At 62.1% G+C, this 19,265-nt stretch carries 22 protein-coding genes and 1 pseudogene; 8 read left to right on the forward strand and 15 right to left on the reverse strand.

Annotated elements, in window-relative coordinates:
* Positions 1-23: 23 nt before the first annotated feature.
* The 3 genes from AC1Z24_RS20445 to AC1Z24_RS20455 all read right to left on the reverse strand — a co-directional run bounded on the left by AC1Z24_RS20445 (position 24) and on the right by AC1Z24_RS20455 (position 2,558).
* The gene (locus AC1Z24_RS20445) at positions 24-986 is read right to left on the reverse strand and encodes a FecR domain-containing protein (protein ID WP_483746674.1); all 963 of its coding nucleotides are present in this window, start codon (positions 984-986) and stop codon (positions 24-26) included.
* Positions 983-1,492, reverse strand: coding sequence for a sigma-70 family RNA polymerase sigma factor (locus tag AC1Z24_RS20450; RefSeq protein ID WP_483742439.1), 510 nt, complete (start codon positions 1,490-1,492; stop codon positions 983-985). Before AC1Z24_RS20450 ends, AC1Z24_RS20445 begins: the two co-directional genes overlap by 4 nt.
* A 196-nt stretch (positions 1,493-1,688) precedes the next feature.
* Positions 1,689-2,558 (reverse strand): LysR family transcriptional regulator, encoded by an 870-nt coding sequence (locus tag AC1Z24_RS20455; protein WP_483742440.1) that lies wholly within the window; start codon positions 2,556-2,558, stop codon positions 1,689-1,691.
* A gap of 104 nt (positions 2,559-2,662) precedes the next feature.
* Between AC1Z24_RS20455 and AC1Z24_RS20460 the strand changes: the two genes are divergently transcribed.
* The 7 genes and pseudogenes from AC1Z24_RS20460 (at position 2,663) to AC1Z24_RS20490 (ending at position 7,869) form a co-directional block, all read left to right on the forward strand.
* Positions 2,663-3,724: an alkene reductase gene (locus AC1Z24_RS20460; protein WP_483742441.1), complete on the forward strand. Its 1,062-nt coding sequence runs from the start codon at positions 2,663-2,665 to the stop codon at positions 3,722-3,724.
* Between the two features lie 151 nt (positions 3,725-3,875).
* On the forward strand, positions 3,876-4,367 hold the full coding sequence (locus tag AC1Z24_RS20465) for a GNAT family N-acetyltransferase (RefSeq protein WP_259109546.1): 492 nt from the start codon (positions 3,876-3,878) through the stop codon (positions 4,365-4,367).
* 1 nt (position 4,368) lies between these two features.
* Positions 4,369-5,268: an aromatic amino acid DMT transporter YddG gene (yddG, locus tag AC1Z24_RS20470; protein WP_483742442.1), complete on the forward strand. Its 900-nt coding sequence runs from the start codon at positions 4,369-4,371 to the stop codon at positions 5,266-5,268.
* 128 nt (positions 5,269-5,396) lie between these two features.
* Positions 5,397-5,519, forward strand: coding sequence for a hypothetical protein (locus AC1Z24_RS20475; RefSeq protein ID WP_483742443.1), 123 nt, complete (start codon positions 5,397-5,399; stop codon positions 5,517-5,519).
* Positions 5,520-5,521: 2 nt separating this feature from the next.
* Positions 5,522-5,740, forward strand: a pseudogene (locus tag AC1Z24_RS20480) (aminotransferase class I/II-fold pyridoxal phosphate-dependent enzyme); the annotation flags it as partial.
* Positions 5,741-5,833: 93 nt separating this feature from the next.
* A complete protein-coding gene (locus AC1Z24_RS20485; protein WP_483742444.1) occupies positions 5,834-7,177 on the forward strand; it encodes an MFS transporter in 1,344 nt (447 codons plus the stop codon).
* A gap of 29 nt (positions 7,178-7,206) precedes the next feature.
* Complete coding sequence (locus AC1Z24_RS20490; RefSeq protein WP_483742445.1) at positions 7,207-7,869, forward strand: RraA family protein; 663 nt, start codon at positions 7,207-7,209, stop codon at positions 7,867-7,869.
* A gap of 40 nt (positions 7,870-7,909) precedes the next feature.
* Here the strand turns inward: AC1Z24_RS20490 and AC1Z24_RS20495 are convergent, their stop codons facing one another.
* From AC1Z24_RS20495 to AC1Z24_RS20545, 11 genes are all read right to left on the reverse strand, one after another.
* Entirely contained in the window at positions 7,910-8,032 is a 123-nt protein-coding gene (locus tag AC1Z24_RS20495) for a hypothetical protein (RefSeq protein ID WP_483742446.1), read from the reverse strand.
* Positions 8,029-9,237 carry an MFS transporter gene (locus AC1Z24_RS20500; protein WP_483742447.1) on the reverse strand — a complete coding sequence of 403 codons (1,209 nt, stop codon included), beginning with the start codon at positions 9,235-9,237 and terminating at the stop codon, positions 8,029-8,031. Before AC1Z24_RS20500 ends, AC1Z24_RS20495 begins: the two co-directional genes overlap by 4 nt.
* A gap of 163 nt (positions 9,238-9,400) precedes the next feature.
* Entirely contained in the window at positions 9,401-9,697 is a 297-nt protein-coding gene (locus AC1Z24_RS20505) for a type II toxin-antitoxin system RelE/ParE family toxin (protein ID WP_483742448.1), read from the reverse strand.
* A complete protein-coding gene (locus AC1Z24_RS20510; RefSeq protein WP_483742449.1) occupies positions 9,694-10,149 on the reverse strand; it encodes an antitoxin PaaA2 family protein in 456 nt (151 codons plus the stop codon). Before AC1Z24_RS20510 ends, AC1Z24_RS20505 begins: the two co-directional genes overlap by 4 nt.
* 87 nt (positions 10,150-10,236) lie before the next feature.
* Entirely contained in the window at positions 10,237-10,839 is a 603-nt protein-coding gene (locus tag AC1Z24_RS20515) for a cupin domain-containing protein (RefSeq protein ID WP_483742450.1), read from the reverse strand.
* Positions 10,840-11,037: 198 nt separating this feature from the next.
* On the reverse strand, positions 11,038-11,748 hold the full coding sequence (locus AC1Z24_RS20520) for a DUF1989 domain-containing protein (protein WP_483742451.1): 711 nt from the start codon (positions 11,746-11,748) through the stop codon (positions 11,038-11,040).
* A gap of 16 nt (positions 11,749-11,764) precedes the next feature.
* Positions 11,765-12,997: a M20 family metallo-hydrolase gene (locus AC1Z24_RS20525; protein WP_483742452.1), complete on the reverse strand. Its 1,233-nt coding sequence runs from the start codon at positions 12,995-12,997 to the stop codon at positions 11,765-11,767.
* Positions 12,994-13,800 carry an amino acid ABC transporter ATP-binding protein gene (locus AC1Z24_RS20530; RefSeq protein ID WP_483742453.1) on the reverse strand — a complete coding sequence of 269 codons (807 nt, stop codon included), beginning with the start codon at positions 13,798-13,800 and terminating at the stop codon, positions 12,994-12,996. Before AC1Z24_RS20530 ends, AC1Z24_RS20525 begins: the two co-directional genes overlap by 4 nt.
* A gap of 4 nt (positions 13,801-13,804) precedes the next feature.
* Entirely contained in the window at positions 13,805-14,452 is a 648-nt protein-coding gene (locus AC1Z24_RS20535; protein ID WP_483742454.1) for an amino acid ABC transporter permease, read from the reverse strand.
* Positions 14,452-15,108, reverse strand: coding sequence for an amino acid ABC transporter permease (locus AC1Z24_RS20540; RefSeq protein ID WP_483742455.1), 657 nt, complete (start codon positions 15,106-15,108; stop codon positions 14,452-14,454). The genes AC1Z24_RS20535 and AC1Z24_RS20540 overlap by 1 nt, the downstream gene beginning before the upstream one ends.
* Before the next feature lie 11 nt (positions 15,109-15,119).
* Positions 15,120-15,968 carry a transporter substrate-binding domain-containing protein gene (locus tag AC1Z24_RS20545; RefSeq protein WP_259109590.1) on the reverse strand — a complete coding sequence of 283 codons (849 nt, stop codon included), beginning with the start codon at positions 15,966-15,968 and terminating at the stop codon, positions 15,120-15,122.
* A gap of 333 nt (positions 15,969-16,301) precedes the next feature.
* Between AC1Z24_RS20545 and azu the strand changes: the two genes are divergently transcribed.
* Positions 16,302-16,751 carry an azurin gene (gene azu / locus AC1Z24_RS20550; RefSeq protein ID WP_483742456.1) on the forward strand — a complete coding sequence of 150 codons (450 nt, stop codon included), beginning with the start codon at positions 16,302-16,304 and terminating at the stop codon, positions 16,749-16,751.
* Between the two features lie 45 nt (positions 16,752-16,796).
* On the opposite strand, the gene pvdQ is transcribed toward azu, so the two are convergent.
* The gene (pvdQ, locus tag AC1Z24_RS20555; RefSeq protein ID WP_483742457.1) at positions 16,797-19,088 is read right to left on the reverse strand and encodes a bifunctional acylase PvdQ; all 2,292 of its coding nucleotides are present in this window, start codon (positions 19,086-19,088) and stop codon (positions 16,797-16,799) included.
* Between the last annotated feature and the right edge of the window lie 177 nt (positions 19,089-19,265).

A 19,265-nucleotide genomic window follows, 5' to 3' on the forward strand; every position in this document is an offset into this window, starting at 1 on the left:
GAGGCGAAAAAAAGGGACAGGCTTCATGAAATATTTTTTTGCGTGGTGGTTTTTTTCGGCACCAGGGTGACCCAATAGCGGGTACGCATCTGCACCTCCAACGGCAGACTGGCCGCGAGCAACGAGAGCACCCGGTCGGTATTGTCAAGGCGGAAACTGCCGGTGACCCGCAGTGTTTCCAGCTCCGGCTCCCAGCGCAGCAGGCCGGTGCGGTAACGGCCAAGCTCGCGCAGGAAGTCGCCCAGGGCCTGGTTCTGCGCCATCAGCACACCGTCGCGCCAACCGGGCAACAGCGCATCGAAGCTGCTGACCGGGCCGGCCCCGCTGCGCAGCAGGCTGACCTGTTGCCCGGCGCGCACATCAAGGCTCGGCCCCTGCAGCGGCTGCAACTGCACCGTGCCGCTGATCACCGAGACCCGGCAATCATCGGCATTCAGACGCACACAGACTTCGCTCTGACTCACCACGATGCGCCCGTATGGCCCATCGATGGTCAAGGCGGCGCTGCCCGGCACCTTGAGGGAAATCTCGCCGCGCAGCAGGGTCACGCGGCGCTTGCCCAGGTCGACATTGACGGCGCTGTCGGTGTCGAGTTGCAAGGTGCTGCCGTCGGCCAGGGTCAGGCGCTGCTGTTCGCCGGTAGCGGTATGCAGGTCGGCGCGCCAGACATCCACCGGCAGCTGCCGGCTGATCAGCCAGGCGGTCGGGACCAATGCGGCCAGGCCCAGAGCCCGCTTGAGCATGGCGCGGCGGTCTTGATCCGGTCGATCCAGGGTGGCCAGGGCCAGGTGGGTCGGCAGGCCGCTGAAGCGCTGGCGCAGTTGCTGGACCTTCTGCCAGGCGCACTCATGAGTACTGCTGCTGTCGCGCCAGTGCTGCAACTCGCGCTGATCGTCAGCGCTGGCGTCACCGGATTCCAACAGCGCCAGCCATTGCGCCGCCCGCCGCGCGACTTCGCGATCGGCACTGGAGACCTGGCGAATCACCAGTCCACCAACAGGCAATGTTCATAGGCCTGGGCCATATAGCGCTTGATGGTGCGCTCGGACAGGTCCATGCGCTCGGCGATTTCGCGATAGCCCAGGCCTTCGAGCTGACTCAACAGAAACGCCCGGCGCACCAGCGGCGGCAGACCGTCGAGCAGTTCGTCCAGGGCTTGCAGGGTTTCCAGCAGCAACCAGCGCTGCTCGGGGGACGGCGCACTCTCTTCCGGCATCTGGGCCAGGGCTTCGAGATAGGCGGCTTCCAGACTGCGACGGCTGTAGAAGTTGCTCAGCAGGCGCTTGCCCACGGTCAATAGATAGGCCCGGGGTTCGCGCATATCGGCGATTTGCTGAGAGCTGGACAGCACCCGCAGGAAAGTGTCATGACTCAGGTCCGCCGCATCCCAGGCATTGCCCATGCGCCGCCGCAACCAGCTTTCCAGCCAGCCGTGATGGTCGCGATACAGGGTATGCAGGGTCGCCTCCGTCGGCATTACGGCTTCAGTCATGTCTAGAGTCTCTGGAGCGAAGGCTGTCGCAAATGAGACTGATTCTAATTAGTGTTGTGCGCGGAAACCAAGTTCTTTTTCGTGGGAGCGTGGCTTGCCCGCGAAGGGGCCAGTGAACCTGCAGATTTTTTCGGCGGCTGGCAGAAAGCTTTCGCGGGCAAGCCTCGCTCCCACAGGACCGGTGTATGCCCTCGCCTCACGCCAACCGCTTGCGCAAAAACTCGATAAACCGCTGCGTTTTGGCCGGCAGCAGGCGGGTTTCGGTAATGGCATAGATGGTCATCGGCGTGCCGCTCCACTGCGGCAGAATCCGGCAGAGCTGACCCGTCGCCACCTCATCGGCGACGATTTCCTCGGGCATCAGCACGATGCCCTGATCACAGGCAGCCAGGCGCCGGAGCAGGCCGACGTTGTTGGCAATAAAGCGCCCACCCACCCTGACCGACACCGTTTGCGCACCGTCATTAAGCGTCCAGGCTCCGGGCTTGAGGATGCCAAGGCATTGATGTCGCTCCAGATCGTCGGGAGCGTGCGGCATTCCTGATGTCTGCAGATAACGCGGTGAGGCATATAAGTGCGAGGTAAGCGCAGCCAATGGCCGGGCAATCAGTTGTGAGTCTTCGGACTCGCCCATGCGAATGGCCACATCGAAGGGTTCGCTGACCAGATCGACGCGCCGGGAAGTCAGGTCCAGATCGAAAGTAATGCCCGGATACAGGTCGGCGAACTCGGCTATTAATGGCGCCAGGTAAGTAATGGCGAAATCCACGGGCAGCGAAACCCGCAGCACACCACTGGGTTGCGCCAGCATCTCACCCAGTTGCTCATGGGCCAGTCGCGCCTCATCAACAATTCGTTTGCAGCGCTCGAAGTAGATCTGCCCGGCTTCCGTCAGCTCGACCTTGCGCGTGGTGCGGTGCAACAGGCGCAGGCCGATGGCCTTTTCCAGCGCGCTGATGCGCCGGGACAAGGTTGAATTGGGCATGCCCAAAACCTCGGCCGCTCCGCGAAAGCCCTTGGCCTTGGCGACTTCGACGAACAGTGCCATATCGTTCAGCAGTTCCACCTTATTGCTCCAAAAATGGATCAGTCATATCCATAAGGCCATATTTATCCCAAAAACAATAGGCGCGATGATGAGCCCCTCGCTACTTACTTTGGGAAATCATCATGAATCAGACTTTCACCCCTGCCATCGTTGGCAACATCGAGCTGTCCAATCGCCTGGTCATGGCGCCCATGACCCGCAGCCGCGCGCAGTTCGACGGCACACCGGGCGAGCTGGCCGCCGAATACTATGCCCAGCGCGCCAGCATCGGCCTGATCGTGTCCGAAGGCACGCAGCCATCCGACGATGGTCAGGGCTATCTCACCACGCCGGGTATCTACAACGACGCCCATGTGGCCGGCTGGAAAACCATTACCGATGCCGTGCATGCCAAAGGCGGCCGTTTGTTCATCCAGTTGATGCATGCCGGGCGCATGTCCCATCCCGATAACACCCCTCACCACCGTCAGGGCGTCGCACCCTCGGCCATTGCACCGAACACACCGATGTTCACCCCCACCGGCATGCAGGACATTCCCGTACCCCGCGCCCTGAGCACGGCCGAAATCCGTCAGACCGTGGCCGACTTCCGTCGTGCCGCGCGCCGGGCCATTGAAGCCGGTGCCGACGGTGTGGAAATTCACGGCGCCAACGCCTATCTGGTGCAACAGTTCTTTGCCCCCAGCGCCAACGTCCGCACGGACGAGTACGGCGGCTCCATCGAAAACCGCGCGCGCTTTGCCATCGAAGTCGCCACGGCCATCGCCGACGAAATCGGCGCCGAGCGCACCGCCATCCGCCTGTCGCCCGGCATCACGTTGTGGGGCATTAATGAGGGCGAGCAAGGTCCGGCGCTGTATCGCCATCTGGTGGCGGAACTGGACAAACTGGGCCTGGCCTACCTGCACGTCATGCATCAGGGCGACGAGTCTTTGCTGGACGAGATCCGCACGCTGTGGAACAGCACGCTGATCCTCAACCGGCCGGGCCGCGCCCGTGAGCAGATCGGCGCCGACCTGGCCGCGGGGCTTGCCGACCTGGAAGCCTATGGCCAGATGGTGCTGGCCAACCCGGACTTCGTTGAACGCTTGAAGAGCGGCGCGCCGATGAGCCCGGCGGACCCTGCGACGTTCTTTGGCGGGGATCGCAAGGGCTATATCGATTACCAGACGCTTAACGCCTGAGCGACTTCGTGCAGGGAGTGGGAGCCGCCTTGCTGGCTCCCACAAGTTCGCGGTAGAACGCAACATCTCGGCCTTGCTTTGGCCAGATGAGCCAGTATCCTGCCCCGACATTTATCGACCCCCGTCGACGTCAGGAACAGAAGCCACTGCCATGACCACCCTCACCTTGCGCAACGCCGCCCCGGCGGACGTTGCCCGTTGCTATCAGATCGAAATAACCGCCTACGAAGGCGATGAAGCCGCCACTGAAGCGAAAATCGCCACGCGTATTGCCCAGTACCCTGAAGGTTTCCTGATCATGGAACAGGAAGGCCGGATCATCGGTTTCATCAACAGTGGCTGCGCCCATGTCGTGGAGATGTCGGACGAGCCGTTCAAGGAACTGATCGGCCATGACCCGGCCGCGCCCAACGTGGTGATCATGTCGGTGGTGATCGATCCGGCCGAACAGGGCAAGGGCTATGCGACGCAACTGATGCAGGCTTTCGTCGCGCAACAACGGCAGATGCATAAGCAGACCATTCACCTGATGTGCAAGGACCGACACGTCGAGCTGTACCGGCGCATGGGCTATCGCTATATCAAGCCTTCAGCGTCGGACCACGGCGGCATGGCCTGGCACGAAATGCTCATGGAGCTGTGAGGTGCCGAATATCAGTGAAGGCCGGGCAACCGCCTGCGGCATCGGCGCGATCCTGTTGTGGAGCACGGCCACTGGCCTGATCCGCAGCGTCACCCAACTGTTCGGGCCGCTGGCCGGGGCGGCGATGATCTACTCCCTGGGCGCCGCCCTGCTGCTGGTACTGCTGGGACGCCCGCGCCTGCATGCGTTTTCCCGCTTTCACTTTCTATTGGGCAGCGTGCTGTTCGTGGCCTATGAGGTCTGCCTGTCGTTGTCGCTGGGCTTTGCCAACAGCAACACCCAGGCCATCGAACTGGGCGTGGTCAACTACCTGTGGCCCTGCCTGACCGTGCTGCTGGCAATAGTGATGAACGGTCAGAAAGCCCGCTGGAGCATCATTCCGGGCACGGCTCTGGCGTTGTTCGGCATTCTCTGGGTGGTCAGTGGCGACGGTTTGTCGCTACACGCAATTGTTGCCAGCATGCAGTCCAATCCCCTGAGCTACAGCCTTACCGCCAGCGGCGCGGTGATCTGGGCGCTCTACTGCAATATCACCCGGCGCTATGGCGGCAGCCAGAATGGCCTGGTGCTGTCGTTCTTCCTCACCGCCGCAGTGCTCTGGTGCAAATACGCAATCAGCAGTGAAGTCATCCCCGACTTCACCTGGCATGGCAGCCTGGAATTGTTGGGCGCCAGCGCCGCCATGGCCGTGGGCTATGCCTTGTGGAACCTGGGCATCCTGCGCGGCAATATGACCTTGTTGGCCACGGTGTCCTACTTTGCGCCCGTGTTGTCTTCGGCCTTCGCCGCGCTATGGCTCGGTGCAGCGCTGACCGTGCAATTCTGGCAAGGCGCATTGATGGTCACGGCGGGGTCGTTGATCTGCTGGATGGCGACGCGGCAACGAACGACGGCTCAATAGCCCCTACCCCGAAGCCGGGCGATCAGCCCGTCCACCCGTGGATTGGACCGGGTCAGCGAACGCCGGGCCGCCGGGCGACGGTCATTTCCCAGTGCGCAGGCGAGCCGGACTTCTATACGCCAGCGTATGTGCGCCGTGCCGCAATCGCCACCATCGAGCAAGGCCACACCCGCTATACCCCGGTGGTGGGCAGCCGGGCCCCGCGCAAGGCCGTCGCCGCCAAGTCCCGCACTGAAAACGGTCTGGAGTGAGTGCCGGGCAAATTGGCCGGACATCGCCTGGCGGGCGCCCGTTGCACAGCGATGAAGACATCGCCCATGCATTGATCGAGGAAGCCAGTGTTGCCGTGGTCCACGGCAGCGCCTTTGGCCTGGGGCCGCATATACGCATTGCCTACGCGCTGGACGATACGGCGCTGATCGCCGCCTGCACGGCAATCCAGCGGTTTTGCCACGGCGTTTCTGATCACTAAAAGTGGGCTATTGAGGTGATTATTTGTCGCTTTTTTTGTGGATTGGCGAGCATTAACTTGGCCCGACAACATTATAAGAACAAGGTCCGACTCATGTCCTTACCAAACGCCATCAAGCCCGCCGTGCGCAGCCATTACCGCTGGGTCGTCGCGGCGCTGATTTTCCTGATCTACACCATCGCCGCCGCCGACCGGGCCAACCTGGGCTTCGCCCTGCCGTTTATCCGCAAGGAATTCGACATGAGCAACGCCGAAGCCGGCGGCCTGGTCAGCATGTTCCTGCTCGCCTATGCCCTGGCGCAGATGCCGGCGGGCTTCGCCTTCGGCCGCTTCGGCGTGAGCAAGATCCTGCCCGGTGCCATGATCCTGACCTCGGTGCTGACCGGCCTGGTCGGTACCGCCGGTTCCCTGCTCGCCCTGAAGATCTACCGCCTGGGCCTTGGCCTGGCGGAAGGTCCACTGCCGATCAGCATGACCACCACCATCAATAACTGGTTTCCGGCCCGGGAAAAGGGCACGGCGTCGGGGATATTTCTGTCAGCGGTGAAGTTCGGCCCGGTGATCGTACCGCCGATCTGCGCGGTGATCGTTTCAGTCTGGGGCTGGCGGGAGATCTTTTATTTCTTCGCCCTGCCCGGCATTGTCTTGTCGTTCGTCTGGTACCTCCTGGTCTGTGACAACCCCGGTAAAAGCCGCTTCGTCAACAAGGCAGAACTCGACTACATCACCCTGGAAACGCCTGCGCCGAACAACATCTCGGCAACCACAACCGTCACAGAGAAGGCCCCGCCTGCCTGGCTGAGCCGGCTCGATGTGCTGATCCGCACGCGTGAAGAAGCGCCCCTGACCAGCAACCGAGAGGTCTTCAAGTCATGGAATATCTGGGGCTGCGCCGTCGCGTATTGCTTCCAGCTCGGCGTCTCCAGCGTGTTGCTGGCCTGGATTCCTACCTACCTGATGAACGTCAAACAGTTTTCCATCGTCAATATGGGCCTGGCTTCGGCGGCGCCCTGGGTCGGTGCGGTCCTCGGCAACCTGTTGGGCGGCTACTGCTCCGACCGGTTGATGGGCGGACGTCGCAAGCCCGGCATGCTGCTCTCGGCCCTGGGCACCGCGCTGATGATGTACCTGCTTATCCACTCCCCTGCCGACCCGCTGCCCTACGGCCTGCTGCTGTTGTTGACCGGTGCGGTGCTGAGCCTGGGGTTCTCATCCTACATGGCGTATCCCATGGGTCTGGCCACGAAAAAGACGTTTCCGGTGGCCAACGCCATCGTCAACATGATCGGCCAGTTCGGCGCCGCCGCAACGCCCTTCATCACCGGCCTGCTGCTGGACCACTACGGCTGGAACTACGTGTTCGCCTGGCTGGCGATCGGTTCGTTCATCAGTTTCGTGGTACTGCTGACCATCGCCGAACCCCAGCCCAAGAAATAATTCTTACCTCTCAGAAAAGGAGCGCATGCATGTCCCCTCAAGATCAGCAACTGGTGGCGTTGTTCGACGGCCTGGACACCCCCGGCGTGTCCGACGCCCTGGACAAGCTCGGCCTGCCCGGCCAATGCCTGGGCGTCATGCCCCTGGCCGATTATCGCCAGGTCATCGTCGGCCCGGCCTTCACCGTGCGCTATGTCAGCGCCAGCACCCCGCCGGGCACCGTGGGCGATTTCGTCGATGACGTGGCCCCCGGTGATGTGGTCGTGATCGACAACAACGGCCGTACCGACTGCACCGTGTGGGGCGACATCATGACCCAGTACGCCGGCAGCCGAGGCATCGCCGCCACCGTGATCGATGGCGTTTGCCGGGACGTGAACAAGGCCCTGGGCGACGACTACCCGCTGTTCAGCAAGGGTCGCTTCATGCGCACCGGCAAGGACCGGGTCGAGGTCGAAGCGGTGAACCAACCGGTTTCGATCGGCCAGGCGCGGGTCTGTGCCAGGGATATTGTGGTCGCCGATGCCAACGGCGTGGTCATAGTGCCGCGCGAGCACGCCCGGGAAGTCGCCGAATGCGCCCGTGGCATCGAAGCGGTCGAGGCGTGGATTCGCGGGCTGTTGGCTGAGGGCAAATCCCTGCGCGAGGCGCGGGCGGAATTGGGGTATCACACACTGCAGCGTAAAAGCTGAGCCTTGGCAATCGACCCCGCCCCGTCAAGCATCAAAGCGCTCAACACACACTCGAGCCCAACTGCAAAGCCCGCAACCCGACATGCTGCCAGCCCCACCAGCCCAGCAGCATCACCGCCAGCAACAATGCCAGCAGCAGGATTCGCGGCAGCAGCCGGTTCACAGGGCGACACCCTGGGCCTGCAGCCTTGCCACCGGCCGTTCGCGTACCGGCCAGTTCAGGGCGGCGGCCAGCAGGCTGAGGCCGATGGAGACCTGCCAGATCAGCTCGTAGCTGCCCATGCGGTCATACACCACCCCGCCCAACCAGCCGCCGAGAAACGCCCCCAGTTGATGGAACAGGAAGACGATACCGCCGAGCATCGACAAGTTGCGCACGCCGAACAGCGTGGCGACGGTGCCGTTGGTCAAGGGCACGGTGGACAGCCAGAGCAGGCCCATGGCGATGCCGAACAGGTAGGCACTGGTGGTACTCACCGGCCACCACAGGAACAGCGCGATCACCACGGCCCGCAACAGATACAGCGCCGTGAGCAGACGCGGTTTGGACATGCGCCCGCCCAGCCAGCCGGCGGTGTAGGTGCCGACAATATTGAACAGGCCGATCAGCGCCAGCACCGTGGTGCCGGTGGTCGCCGCCAGATGCTGGTCGAGCAGATAGGCTGGCAGGTGCACGCCGATAAACACCACCTGAAAACCACAGACAAAGAAACCGAAGGCCAGCAGCCAGAAGCCGGAGTGGGTGCAGGCTTCGTGCAGGGCCTCGCCCAGAGTCTGTTGCGGGCCGCTGCTGACCATGGGTTTGTCCTTGAGCATCGGCACCAGGGGCAGGATCAGCGCCACCAGGATGCCCAGCACAAATAACGCCTTGGACCAGCCCAGGCCATCGATCAGCCCCAGCGAGCCGGGCAGCATGATGAACTGGCCGAAAGACCCGGCGGCACTGGCCAGGCCCATGCCCATGCTGCGTTTCTGCGCAGGCAGGGCCCGGCCGACTACGCCGAGGATGATGGAGAAGGTGGTCCCGGACAGTCCGATACCAATCAGCACGCCCGCGCTCATGAGCAGGGTCGAGGGCGAATCGGCCATGCTCATGCAGATCAGCCCGGCCGCATACAGCACGCCGCCGATCAGCACCACCTTGCCCGCGCCGTAGCGATCGGCCAGGCCGCCGGCAAACGGCTGGGCCAGGCCCCACAGCAGGTTCTGGAAGGCGATGGCGAAGGCAAACACCTCTCGGCCCCAGCCAAACTGGGCACTCATGGGTGACAGGAACAGGCCGAAGCCGTGGCGTATCCCCAATGACAGCGCAAGAATCAATGCGCTGCCGACAAGCACCCAACCGCTGGTGCGCCAGATCGAGGTCATGGCTGGTTTTCCTTATTCAAATGGTCAGGGTTGCGCCCCGTGGGGGCATGATGCCTGAGGGTTGAATGCTTGTGCGATTGAGCCGCAAAGAGATGCCGCCACTGAGTCGCAAGCAGCTTTAACCTTGTCGTATTCAACCATTATGAATAGGCCAGAGATGCCTCTATGTTTGCCGCGCCACGTGTTTGATCCGTACGATCTGTACGACCTTCAAATCAGCCAGTATCCGATAAAAAAGAATGTAGTTCGGATGCAGGACTAGCTCCCTGTAAGCAGATATACCGCTTCTGCCTTGACGCCCCATCTCGGGAAACTCGATCAATGTCAGGCTTTTGCTGTGTAACTCCCGCCCGAAGCTGGCGGCCCTGTCAGGGTTGTCCTTACCGATATGCGCAATGATTTTGCGCAGGTCCTCGCGTGCACTGGGCCTCCAGTGCAACCTGTAAAGCGATTCACTCAAACGTCATTTCTCTTGTCGGCGGCCAACAATTCAGCGATTTGCGCATCCATTTCAGCCATCACATCGGCATGGGCACTATCTTCCCGGGGATCATCCACCGAAGCCTGTATCTCGGCAGCCAGCCACTTGTTATACGCAGCCGCTTCGTGAGCACTGCGCATGGCTTCGGCCCTTCCTCGATTACCCGCAGACGGCGTCTTGTCTGTAGGGTCGTACTCACTGGCATCGAAATGCCCGACAGTAATGCCGACCTCACGCAATACATTCAAGGCCGCCTGCGGGGTGCCGAAACGACGAGGCTCAGTGCTACGAGCCTTGGACAGCAGGGCCGCACCGCCGCTGAGGGTATCGATCTGGATCAGGAACGTATTGCCCTGCCCCTTTAGCGTTACGCTCGACACGCCCCCTGTACTATTGGCTGTGCGCAGCTGTTCGATGGTCATGCCAGACATGATCTTCTCCTATAATTCAAGCAGCCAAATTACAGGTACTCTGCACACAGTTTCAAGGACGCGTGCAGATCATGCTTAAACATACGATCAAAAAGTAGCCGGCGTATTCACCCAGAGAATCCGCACAATCTCGCGGCTCACATTGCGGTAGCCGTGGGCGACGTTGCTGGGGAAGTGAAACGAATCACCCGGGTTGAGGGTGTAAGTGGTTTCACCCAACGTCAGTTCAAGGCTGCCTTCGATGACGTAGCCCATTTCTTCACCGGCATGCTCGATCATCTCGCTGACCATGCCCGGGGCGATGATATGAATGTCGCCCTGCAACAGGCCGCCTTTCTGCGGATGAGTCACCCGCTCCAGGTCGATATAGCCGGCCTTGCCGCCCTTGGCGAAACGACTGACCTGACGCGCCCCGGCACGCAGCACCGGTTCGTCCGATACCCAGTCTTCGGACGTCAGCTCGGACACGTTGCTGCCCAGGGCCTGGGCCAGGCGGTGCAACATGGCCAGGGAGGGCGAGGCAGCGTCGTTTTCCAGTTTGGAGATCAGGCTTTCCGAGCAACTGGCGACTTCAGCCACCTGCTTCAGCGTCAGGCCCGCCACCTTGCGGGCATGACGCAGGCGCACGCCCAGGCTGGGCAGGCCATCAGTGTGCAGGGCCTTGGCGGGTGTCTTGCTGGGTTTGGTCATGCATTCCTCTTGCTGATCACGGTATTTCTGACTCGGCGCTATCGCGCGGCAGGGCGAGAACTGTTGGAGCGTGGCTTGCCCGCGAAGGCGGTATTTCCAATGCAGAAAATGCATCGGATGTTCCGAACATTTCGCGTGCAAGCCTGGCTCCAACAAAACCGCGCCATTCGAGTGTTTATGCATTATCCAACTTGCAAATCAAGCCTGCACCGAGAAGTGCACTTCCACCGGATTCAGGTCATTGATCGGTACGATGTCCTGCGGGCAAGCGGACATTACCACCACTACGTCCATTTCGGCACGGATCTCGACCGAGTCGCCTGCCTTGGACACCGGTGGCAGCCACTCGACGCTGTGGTCCGGCTTGACCGGAATGTTCATCCACAGGTTGAACGGCTGCGGCACTTCACGGGAGCGCAGGCCGATGGCTTGCAGAGCCAGGCGCATATTGTCGGCGCAGCTGTCGTGATAGCCGACCACGCCCAGGTTGGTGTAGCGATGCAAGTCGCAGGCGGCCATCAGGGTGTCGTGGATGCCCGGCGACGTGTCGTTGAGCAAAGTGCCGATAGCGCGGCGACGATTGCTGAACAGGGCATCGCCGGGCTTGGGGATGATGCTGTTGCAGTGGGCACGGGCGTGTTCCAAGGAGAGGAATTCGCTCATGTCTTCGAGATTGAACAGCCAGGTGTCACACACCTGGGTGCCGTGGGTGTTAATGATCTTGATGACCTGACCGGCCTTGAGCAGCACGGCACGGCCACAGCGGGCCGGGACGGTATAAAGCTCGCCGAGCACCGGCGTGCCGTCGACGGAAATCGGCTCGCCGAGGGTGGCGTTGATGCCCAGGGAATTGCCGTTGTCGGTGTGGCAGCAGGCCGGGTAGTCATGAGCGTGAGTGATGCTGGTCATGGAGGACTCCTTGGTTTTACGGTTGTTCGGCAAGTGCCGCCAGGCTCCAGGCGAGTGCCTGGGTGCCGGCAAGCAATTGCGCGGGTTCAGTGAATTCCAGCGGGTTGTGGCTGATGCCCGCGCGGCTGGGGACAAACAGCATGCCGGTCGGACAGTGCCCGGCCAGGTACATGCCGTCATGAAAAGCACCGGAACGGATGGCCTGATGGGCTAGGCCGGTGGCCGTGCAGGCCTGCTCCAGCACCCCGACCACAGTCGGGTCGAAAGCCGTGGGCGCATGGCTGAACAGGCTGCTCAGTTCGGTATCACCGGGCAGGCAGCCCGGCAGTTGCGCATCGAAGGCCGCCAATACCGCAGGGTCGGCATGACGAAAATCGATGCTGAACGTGACTTCATTGGCGATGGTGTTGATCGCATTGGGCAGGACATTCCAGCGGCCGAAGGTCAGGCGCTTGTCCTCGGTGGCCAATTGATCGGCCAGGGCATCAATGCGCCGTGCGGCATCCATGGCCAGCAGCATGGCGTCGCGGCGCATGTGCATGGGCGTGGTGCCGGCATGGGCCGAAGCGCCCTTGCAGCGCACCTGATACCAGCGCACGCCTTGAATACCGGTCACCACGCCCAAGGGAACGGCGGCCTGCTCCAGCACCGGGCCCTGCTCGATATGCAACTCGACAAATGCATGGGCAGGGATTTTTCCCCGCAGCGGTAGATCAGGAAAACGCACGGTGTGAGCGTCCAGCGCCTCACCCACCGAAACGCCCGTGGCATCGAGGTTATTGCGGTAGACCGCCAGGCGCTCAGGTTCGACATAGGCACTGGAACCCATGGCTCCGGGGCTGAAGCGGCTGCCTTCTTCGTTGGTCCAGACCACCACTTCGATTGGCCGGCGCGTACGTATCCCGGCCGCCTCCAGAGCATGCAGGCATTCCAGGCCGGCCATCACACCGTAGCAACCGTCGAGGGTGCCGCCAGTGGGCTGTGTGTCGATATGACTGCCGGTCATCACCGGTGGCAGATCTTCCCTGCCCTGGCGGCGGATAAACAGATTGGCGCAGCCGTCAGTCCAGACCTGGCAACCCAACTGGTGCGCTTGGGCGATCAGCCAGGCCCGGGCCTGCAAGTCTTCTTCAGACAAGGCCTGGCGATTCATGCCGCCCTGCTCGCCCGGTCCAAAGGTGGCCAGGGTATCGAGCAGAGCTTGCAGGCGCCGTCCCGAAACAGCGTCCATTGCCTGTTGAGCACTCATGACAAAGCCTCCACGCGCGGCGACAGGCTGCGGTTGAACCAGGGTTTGAGAAAGCGTTGCAGGCGCTCGGTCTTGGGCGCCTGGAACATCGCTCCCGGCTCGCCGGTCTCGACGATCTGCCCGGCTTCCATGAACACCACCTGACTGGAAATCTGCGCGGCGAAGCTCATCTCATGGGTGACCATGACCATGGTCATGCCGTCGTCGGCCAGGCTGCGGATCACCTGCAGGACCTCCTCGACCAGTTCCGGATCAAGAGCCGAAGTCGGCTCGTCGAGCAGCATCAGCCGTGGCTTGACCGCCAATGCCCGGGCAATGCCGACCCTCTGTTGCTGACCACCGGACAATCGCGCCGGGTAGGCATCAGCCTTGGCCGCCAGCCCTACCCGCTGCAGGGCGGCATCGGCCAGGGTGCGGGCCTCGGCCTTGCTCATGTGCTTGCCCAGTACCAGCGGCGCCATGACGTTTTCCCGCACGCTCATGTGCGGCCACAGGTTGAACTGCTGAAAGACCATGGACAGTGGTTTGCGCACTTCATCTATCTGACTGTCGCTGTCGCGGTCCCTGACGGTGCGGCCGGGGCCGCTGTAGCCGAGCAACTGGCCGTCGATCCAGATTTCGCCCTCGTCATAGGTTTCAAGGAAGTTCATGCAGCGCAAGGCGGTGGTCTTGCCCGAGCCGGACGGGCCGATCAGCGAGACGATCTCACCGGCCTGGACCGACAGCTCGAAGCCCTGGAGTACCCGGTTGGTCCCGTAGGACTTGCCGACACCGAGCAGTTGCAGGAGGGGTAAATGGCTCATCGCATCAACCTCGCAGATGGCGCGTCGCCCGTCGCCCCAGGTACTCGGCCACGGCTGCGACCGAAGTGGTCAGCAGCCAGTAGCTCAGCACCAGCAAGGCGTAAGGCACGACGTAGGAAAAAGTGGTGGAAACGATGCGCCCGGCGGTCAGGGTCAGTTCGGGCACGGTGATGATCGACGTCACCGCGCTTTCCTTGATGATCAGGATCACCTGATTGCCCAGCAACGGCAGGGCAAAACCCAAGGCCTGGGGCGCCTGGATATGCCAGAACGCCTGGCGCCGGGACAGACCGTGGACCCGCGCCGCTTCGACCTGACCACCCGGCACGCTGGCCCAGGCCGAACGAAACAGCTCGGCAAAATAAGCAGCGCTGTACAGCGCCAGGGCGAGGATACTGGCCTCGACCGCTTCCAGGCGCAGGCCCAGCACCGGCAGACCAAAATAGATCACCGCCAGTTGCGCCAGAAACGGCGTACCACGGATCAACCACACGTAGAGTCCATACACACCGGCCAGCATCGGCACCGCCAGGCGCAGGGCATTCAGACCAAAACCCAACAGCAGCCCCACTGCTGCGGCGGCCAGGCTGATGCCCAGGGTCACCAGCAGGGCCTCGCCGAAGTCGGGCAGATAACTCAATAATTCGTGCATCAGGCGCGCTCCTGCCAACGGCGTTCGAGCAACCGGCCAAGCACGCTCAGCAGGCTGGTCAGGGCCAGGTAAAACACCGCCGCCACCAGATAAACCTCCAGCGGGCGATAGGTCTGCGACACCAGTTGCTGGCTAACCCGCATCAAGTCGGTAATGGAAATCACCGAGACCACCGCCGAGACCTTGATCACGTCGATCAGCTCACTGATCAACGCAGGTGACGTCAACCGCAGCACCTGCGGCAGCTGGATGCGGGTCAGGGTCTGCCATTTGCCGATGGAGAACACCCTCGCCGCTTCAAGTTGCCCTTTGGGGATCGCGGCAAAACCGCTGCGCAGGATCTGCGACTGGTAGGCCGCAGTGTTCAGCGCCAGGGCCAGACCGGCAGCCACCAGCGGCGGCACATCGATATTCAGTGCCGACGGCAGGTAGAACAGCAACAACAGCTGCGCCAGCATCGGCGTGCCGCGAAAGAAGCTCACGTACACCCTGGCGAAGACCACCCCGCTGCGGCTGCTGCCGGTACCGATCAGATGGATCAGCACGCCAACGACAAACCCCAGGGCCATGCTTGCGGCGCACAGCCACAAGGTGGTCAGGGCGCCATCGAGCAAGGCGGGCCAGTACAACGCCAGCCGTGTGGTGAAATCGTTCATAGCCAGGCCACTCAGATGCTCGGAACCGGCATGGCATCGGTCGGCAGGGTCATGCCGAAACCGAACCACTTGTCCTGGAGCTTCTTCAAGGTGCCGTCGGCACTGGCGCGCGCGATGCCGTCACTGAACAGCTTGACCAGGGTGGCGCTGTCGGCGCCCTTGCGCCCTACCCAGCCAAAATACGTGGTCGGGCCGACCATTTCCGGCAAGGTGCTGAATACGCCGGGGCGGGCTTTCATCAGCGGGCCGAGGTTGGACAACGACTGCGCCACGCCATCGAGACGGCCATTGGCCAGGTCGGCATAGGCTTCATCGAAGCTTACGTATTCCTTGATCCGCGCCAGACCCGGTTGGCCTTCGGCCTTGAGCTTGGCATTGAAGGCCTGCAACACCGCCAACTGACCGGAGCCGGCCTGGGAGCCGATGATCTTGCCGTTAAGGTCGCCCACCGATTTGAGGCTGTTGTCATCGCCGCGCTTGAGCAGGGCCACAGTGGATTCGGCAATCGGCACGGTAAAGGCGAATTGCTCGAAGCGCGCCTTGTTCACCGTGACCGACGTCACCACGAAATCGAACTTGGCGCTGTCCAGGCCCGGCAGGATGCCCTGGAATGGCAGATCCAGCTGACGCACCTTGACCCCCGGCAGGTCGGCATCTAGCACGTAGTGCATGAGGTCGGCGCCGTAGCCAACGATCTTGCCGTTCTCCACCGACTCGAAAGGCGCGAAGCGCGCTTCGGTGGCGACGACGATTTCCTTTTTGTCCTTGATCCGCTGCAACAAGTCATCGGCCTGAGCCATGGACACGGCGAACAGAGTAATCAGTGACAGGGACAGTGCTTTGAGTGCGTGGCGTTTCATCGGTGTTGGCTCCCCTTGAATCGACAGGATTTATATTCAAGTTACTTGAATACAGATACAAGAGCATGAAGTGTGCCAATCGGTAGCAATGCCAATTCAAGGTACTTGAATTAGTTTCATGGGAGTGAATTTGCTTCAGGAGGGTGCTGCAAAGGCAGTCACTGACTCAGGTCGGTGCGCGGTCGATAGAAGCGAACGTGTTCGCGAGGGGGCCGGTATGCCTGACCTGGCACACCGCGTTCATCAGCTCGCTTCTTTATATACAGGTTAAAGCGCAGCGAACGAGCTTCGTCTTGCTAAGGGCATACCCCTCGACTACTCACGGAGAACTCTATGCTGCGCCCTACCCTGGCCCTCGCCGCCCTGAGCCTGTCCAGCCTCGCCTGGTCGGCCGAACCCTGTGCAGTGGATATTCATGGCACCGACCAGATGACGTACGACCTCAAGACCATCGCCGTACCCGCCAGCTGCAAGAAATTCACGGTCAACCTGCTGCACCCCGGTACGCTGCCGAAGAATGTGATGGGCCATAACTGGGTGCTGGCGAAGAAGGAGGACATGCCCGCCATTACCGCAGACGGCTCCAAGGCGGGAGAAGCCGACGACTATCTACAACCGGGAGATCTGCGCGTGCTGGCCCATACCCGGTTGATCGGGGGTGGCGAACAGGCTTCGGCAACCTTCGACACCGCCACCCTGAAGTCCGGCGAGAACTACGTTTTCTTCTGCTCGTACCCGTTCCATTCGACCATGATGAAGGGCACGCTGACCTTCGGCGGCTGACCGCTATGCCGGTGAGCAAGGCTATCTGCTCACCGGCAACCGGGCTTATTTCAACTCCATTGTCTGCTGCACACCATCGGCCTTGATCTGCTCAGGGGTGAAGGGTAGCGGCCGCCATCGCTGCATCGAGAACAGTAGCGTCTGGTCCTTGAAATGCGCGGACGCCGGGTCGCTGGACTGGGACATCGCCAACAGGCCCCGGGCGACCGGTCCGTTGTCGTCGAAACTGACCAATTGGATGTAGCTGCTGCCACCGTCGACAGCAAAACCGGCGCCGTTGCGCTCAACGGTAATCGCGTTATAGATACCCAGCTTGCCGTCACCTCCCGGGATGGCGATGCGCTGCCTGTCACGGACCACGGTCTGCAACTGGCCCCAGCGGGTGTCGGCTGCCAGGTTCAGGCCCGCCATACGGGTACTGGCATCGACCAGACTCTTGTGCAGACGTGCGGCAACCTCGGGGCGTTCCCAGGCAAGGCCACTGGGGGTACGCACCGGATCACCGGCCGCAAACGCCTGGCGCCAGCTGTCGCCCCCGGCCTGCAGGCCGGCCATGACCCACTGGAAATACAACGGCCCCAGGCCACTGGTGGTCTGCGCCTGACGATCCCAGCCCTGCAATGCCGTACAGGCTGGCCGGACAGCCGCATCAGTCTGGCGACGACAGAACGCCAGGATGTCGTCCAGTACCAGGTCAGCCAGATACACGCGGTTACCGGTGACCAGCTCTGCGAGAAAGTCCGCCGAGACCGGTCGCTCGCCCAACGGCTGCAAGCGGCTCAGGGCAAACCGTGCACGCAGACCCAGCGGCCGGTCGCTGCGACTGATCAACGGCGAAAACCCTGTGAGCGGTGCAGCGGGCCGGGTCATCCAGGCGCTGTCGTTGGAGTTCTGCAGCACATCATTGCCCAGTAATTGCGGCAGATGGCTGGCCGCGACAATACCCGCCTGCCGCGCCCCCGGATCATTCTGCCAGTTACAGGCCGAACGGCTGCCATCCAGGCCAGGCAAACCGGCCTTGACCAGCGCCGGATCAGCACACTGTGCCAGGCTGGCGAGGGGCATATTGGGAATGACCCCGGCATTCATGTACAGCGCCCCGCCGCGGTCATCCACTGCCAGAGTGTTGACCCAGGGAATCCCCTGCAAGTCGGTGATGGCCTGTTGCAACTCGACGACGCTGTGGGCGCGGTTCATCGCATCCCATTGCGCCAGGATGCGGTCATTGCCCAGGTTGGCATCCTGCAGGGCATAGGCCTGATGGGCGTCCCAGGGCATCAAGCCCGGCAGACTCACCACAGGGCCGAAGCGCGACTCATAGACATCGTGACTGACACTGATCACCTTGCCGTCATCCTCGCGAACCTGCACCTGAACAGGCCGCTTGCCCATGGCTTCGCTGTGGCCGTCGACGATATAGCGTTGCGAATTCTGCGGGTCGAGTTGCAGACGATGCAGGGTGAAATGGCTGGACTGATCGACCGTATGGGTCCAGGCCATGTGCCGGTTGAAGCCAATATTGACCAGAGGCAGGCCCGGTAGCGCGGCGCCCATGACATCCAGTTGGCCAGGGATGGTCAGGTGCATCTGGTAAAACCGCAGGCCACCGCTCCAGGGGAAGTGTGGGTTGGCCAGCAACAAGCCTCGGCCGTTCTCGCTGCGCGCGCCCCCCACGGCGATGGCGTTGCTGCCACGGGTCTGGGCGAAGTCCTGCAACCGGACCAGGGACTCGGCGACGATTGAACCGGAAGCCACTGCTGGCTGAGCCGACGTCGGTGGCGCCGCACTGACCAGCGCCTTGGCAAAACGGCCGACGCCACCTTCCACCAGCAGACGCCGCACCAGGCGCACAGCGTCTTCCTTCACCAGGGGACGCAGCCAACCGGCGTTACGACAGGCTTCGGGTAGCTGGCTGGCCGGGGTCTGTGACAGATACGTGTTGAATCCGGCGACATAACCGGCGATGCGCTGTTGCATGGCCACTGGCTGCGCCTGCCAGAACGCCTGTACCTGTTCCGCGCTGTTTAGCCACTGGAAAAAGATATCGGAGGTCAGGTTGTCCTGACCCACGGACGAGCGGCCGGTGCGGCCAAGTACCCGGCTGCGCTGACCACTGACAGTGACGACTTCATCGGCGAGCAGGCACAGGTTGTCCCGCGCATAGGCGTAGCCGATGCCGTAGCCAAGCCCTTGATCATCGGCGGCCTGAATGTGCGGTACGCCCAGGGACGACCAGCTGATAACGGCTTTGCCCGGCGGCTCGGCAGCATTCACGGCACTGAGAGCCAGACAACAGCAGGAAGCCAGGGCCAGGGTTTGCAGGGATAGCGGATGCACGATGGCTCCTTGAACGCATGCCGCGTTGGCGGGGGAAATCTCTGTTCAGGGAACGAGCAGGCTTTTACGGAATTTAGTCACATTCTTCAGATCTTTTTAAAAGCGACCCACTCCTGGAAAAACGCCCTGTTTTAGCCCATGAAGCCGTGGTCTGCGACGAAATTGGCACTATGGGAA

Source organism: Pseudomonas sp. JL23 (genome assembly GCF_056933585.1).

Bases quoted from the DNA above. Each gene is read 5' to 3' on its own strand.
- AC1Z24_RS20450 (WP_483742439.1), bottom strand. From the start codon at position 1,492: ATGACTGAAGCCGTAATGCCGACGGAGGCGACCCTGCATACCCTGTAT.
- AC1Z24_RS20460 (WP_483742441.1), top strand. From the start codon at position 2,663: ATGAATCAGACTTTCACCCCTGCCATCGTTGGCAACATCGAGCTGTCC.
- AC1Z24_RS20465 (WP_259109546.1), top strand. From the start codon at position 3,876: ATGACCACCCTCACCTTGCGCAACGCCGCCCCGGCGGACGTTGCCCGT.
- AC1Z24_RS20485 (WP_483742444.1), top strand. From the start codon at position 5,834: ATGTCCTTACCAAACGCCATCAAGCCCGCCGTGCGCAGCCATTACCGC.
- AC1Z24_RS20490 (WP_483742445.1), top strand. From the start codon at position 7,207: ATGTCCCCTCAAGATCAGCAACTGGTGGCGTTGTTCGACGGCCTGGAC.
- AC1Z24_RS20500 (WP_483742447.1), bottom strand. From the start codon at position 9,237: ATGACCTCGATCTGGCGCACCAGCGGTTGGGTGCTTGTCGGCAGCGCA.
- AC1Z24_RS20510 (WP_483742449.1), bottom strand. From the start codon at position 10,149: ATGTCTGGCATGACCATCGAACAGCTGCGCACAGCCAATAGTACAGGG.
- AC1Z24_RS20515 (WP_483742450.1), bottom strand. From the start codon at position 10,839: ATGACCAAACCCAGCAAGACACCCGCCAAGGCCCTGCACACTGATGGC.
- AC1Z24_RS20520 (WP_483742451.1), bottom strand. From the start codon at position 11,748: ATGACCAGCATCACTCACGCTCATGACTACCCGGCCTGCTGCCACACC.
- AC1Z24_RS20525 (WP_483742452.1), bottom strand. From the start codon at position 12,997: ATGAGTGCTCAACAGGCAATGGACGCTGTTTCGGGACGGCGCCTGCAA.
- AC1Z24_RS20530 (WP_483742453.1), bottom strand. From the start codon at position 13,800: ATGAGCCATTTACCCCTCCTGCAACTGCTCGGTGTCGGCAAGTCCTAC.
- AC1Z24_RS20535 (WP_483742454.1), bottom strand. From the start codon at position 14,452: ATGCACGAATTATTGAGTTATCTGCCCGACTTCGGCGAGGCCCTGCTG.
- AC1Z24_RS20540 (WP_483742455.1), bottom strand. From the start codon at position 15,108: ATGAACGATTTCACCACACGGCTGGCGTTGTACTGGCCCGCCTTGCTC.
- AC1Z24_RS20545 (WP_259109590.1), bottom strand. From the start codon at position 15,968: ATGAAACGCCACGCACTCAAAGCACTGTCCCTGTCACTGATTACTCTG.
- azu (WP_483742456.1), top strand. From the start codon at position 16,302: ATGCTGCGCCCTACCCTGGCCCTCGCCGCCCTGAGCCTGTCCAGCCTC.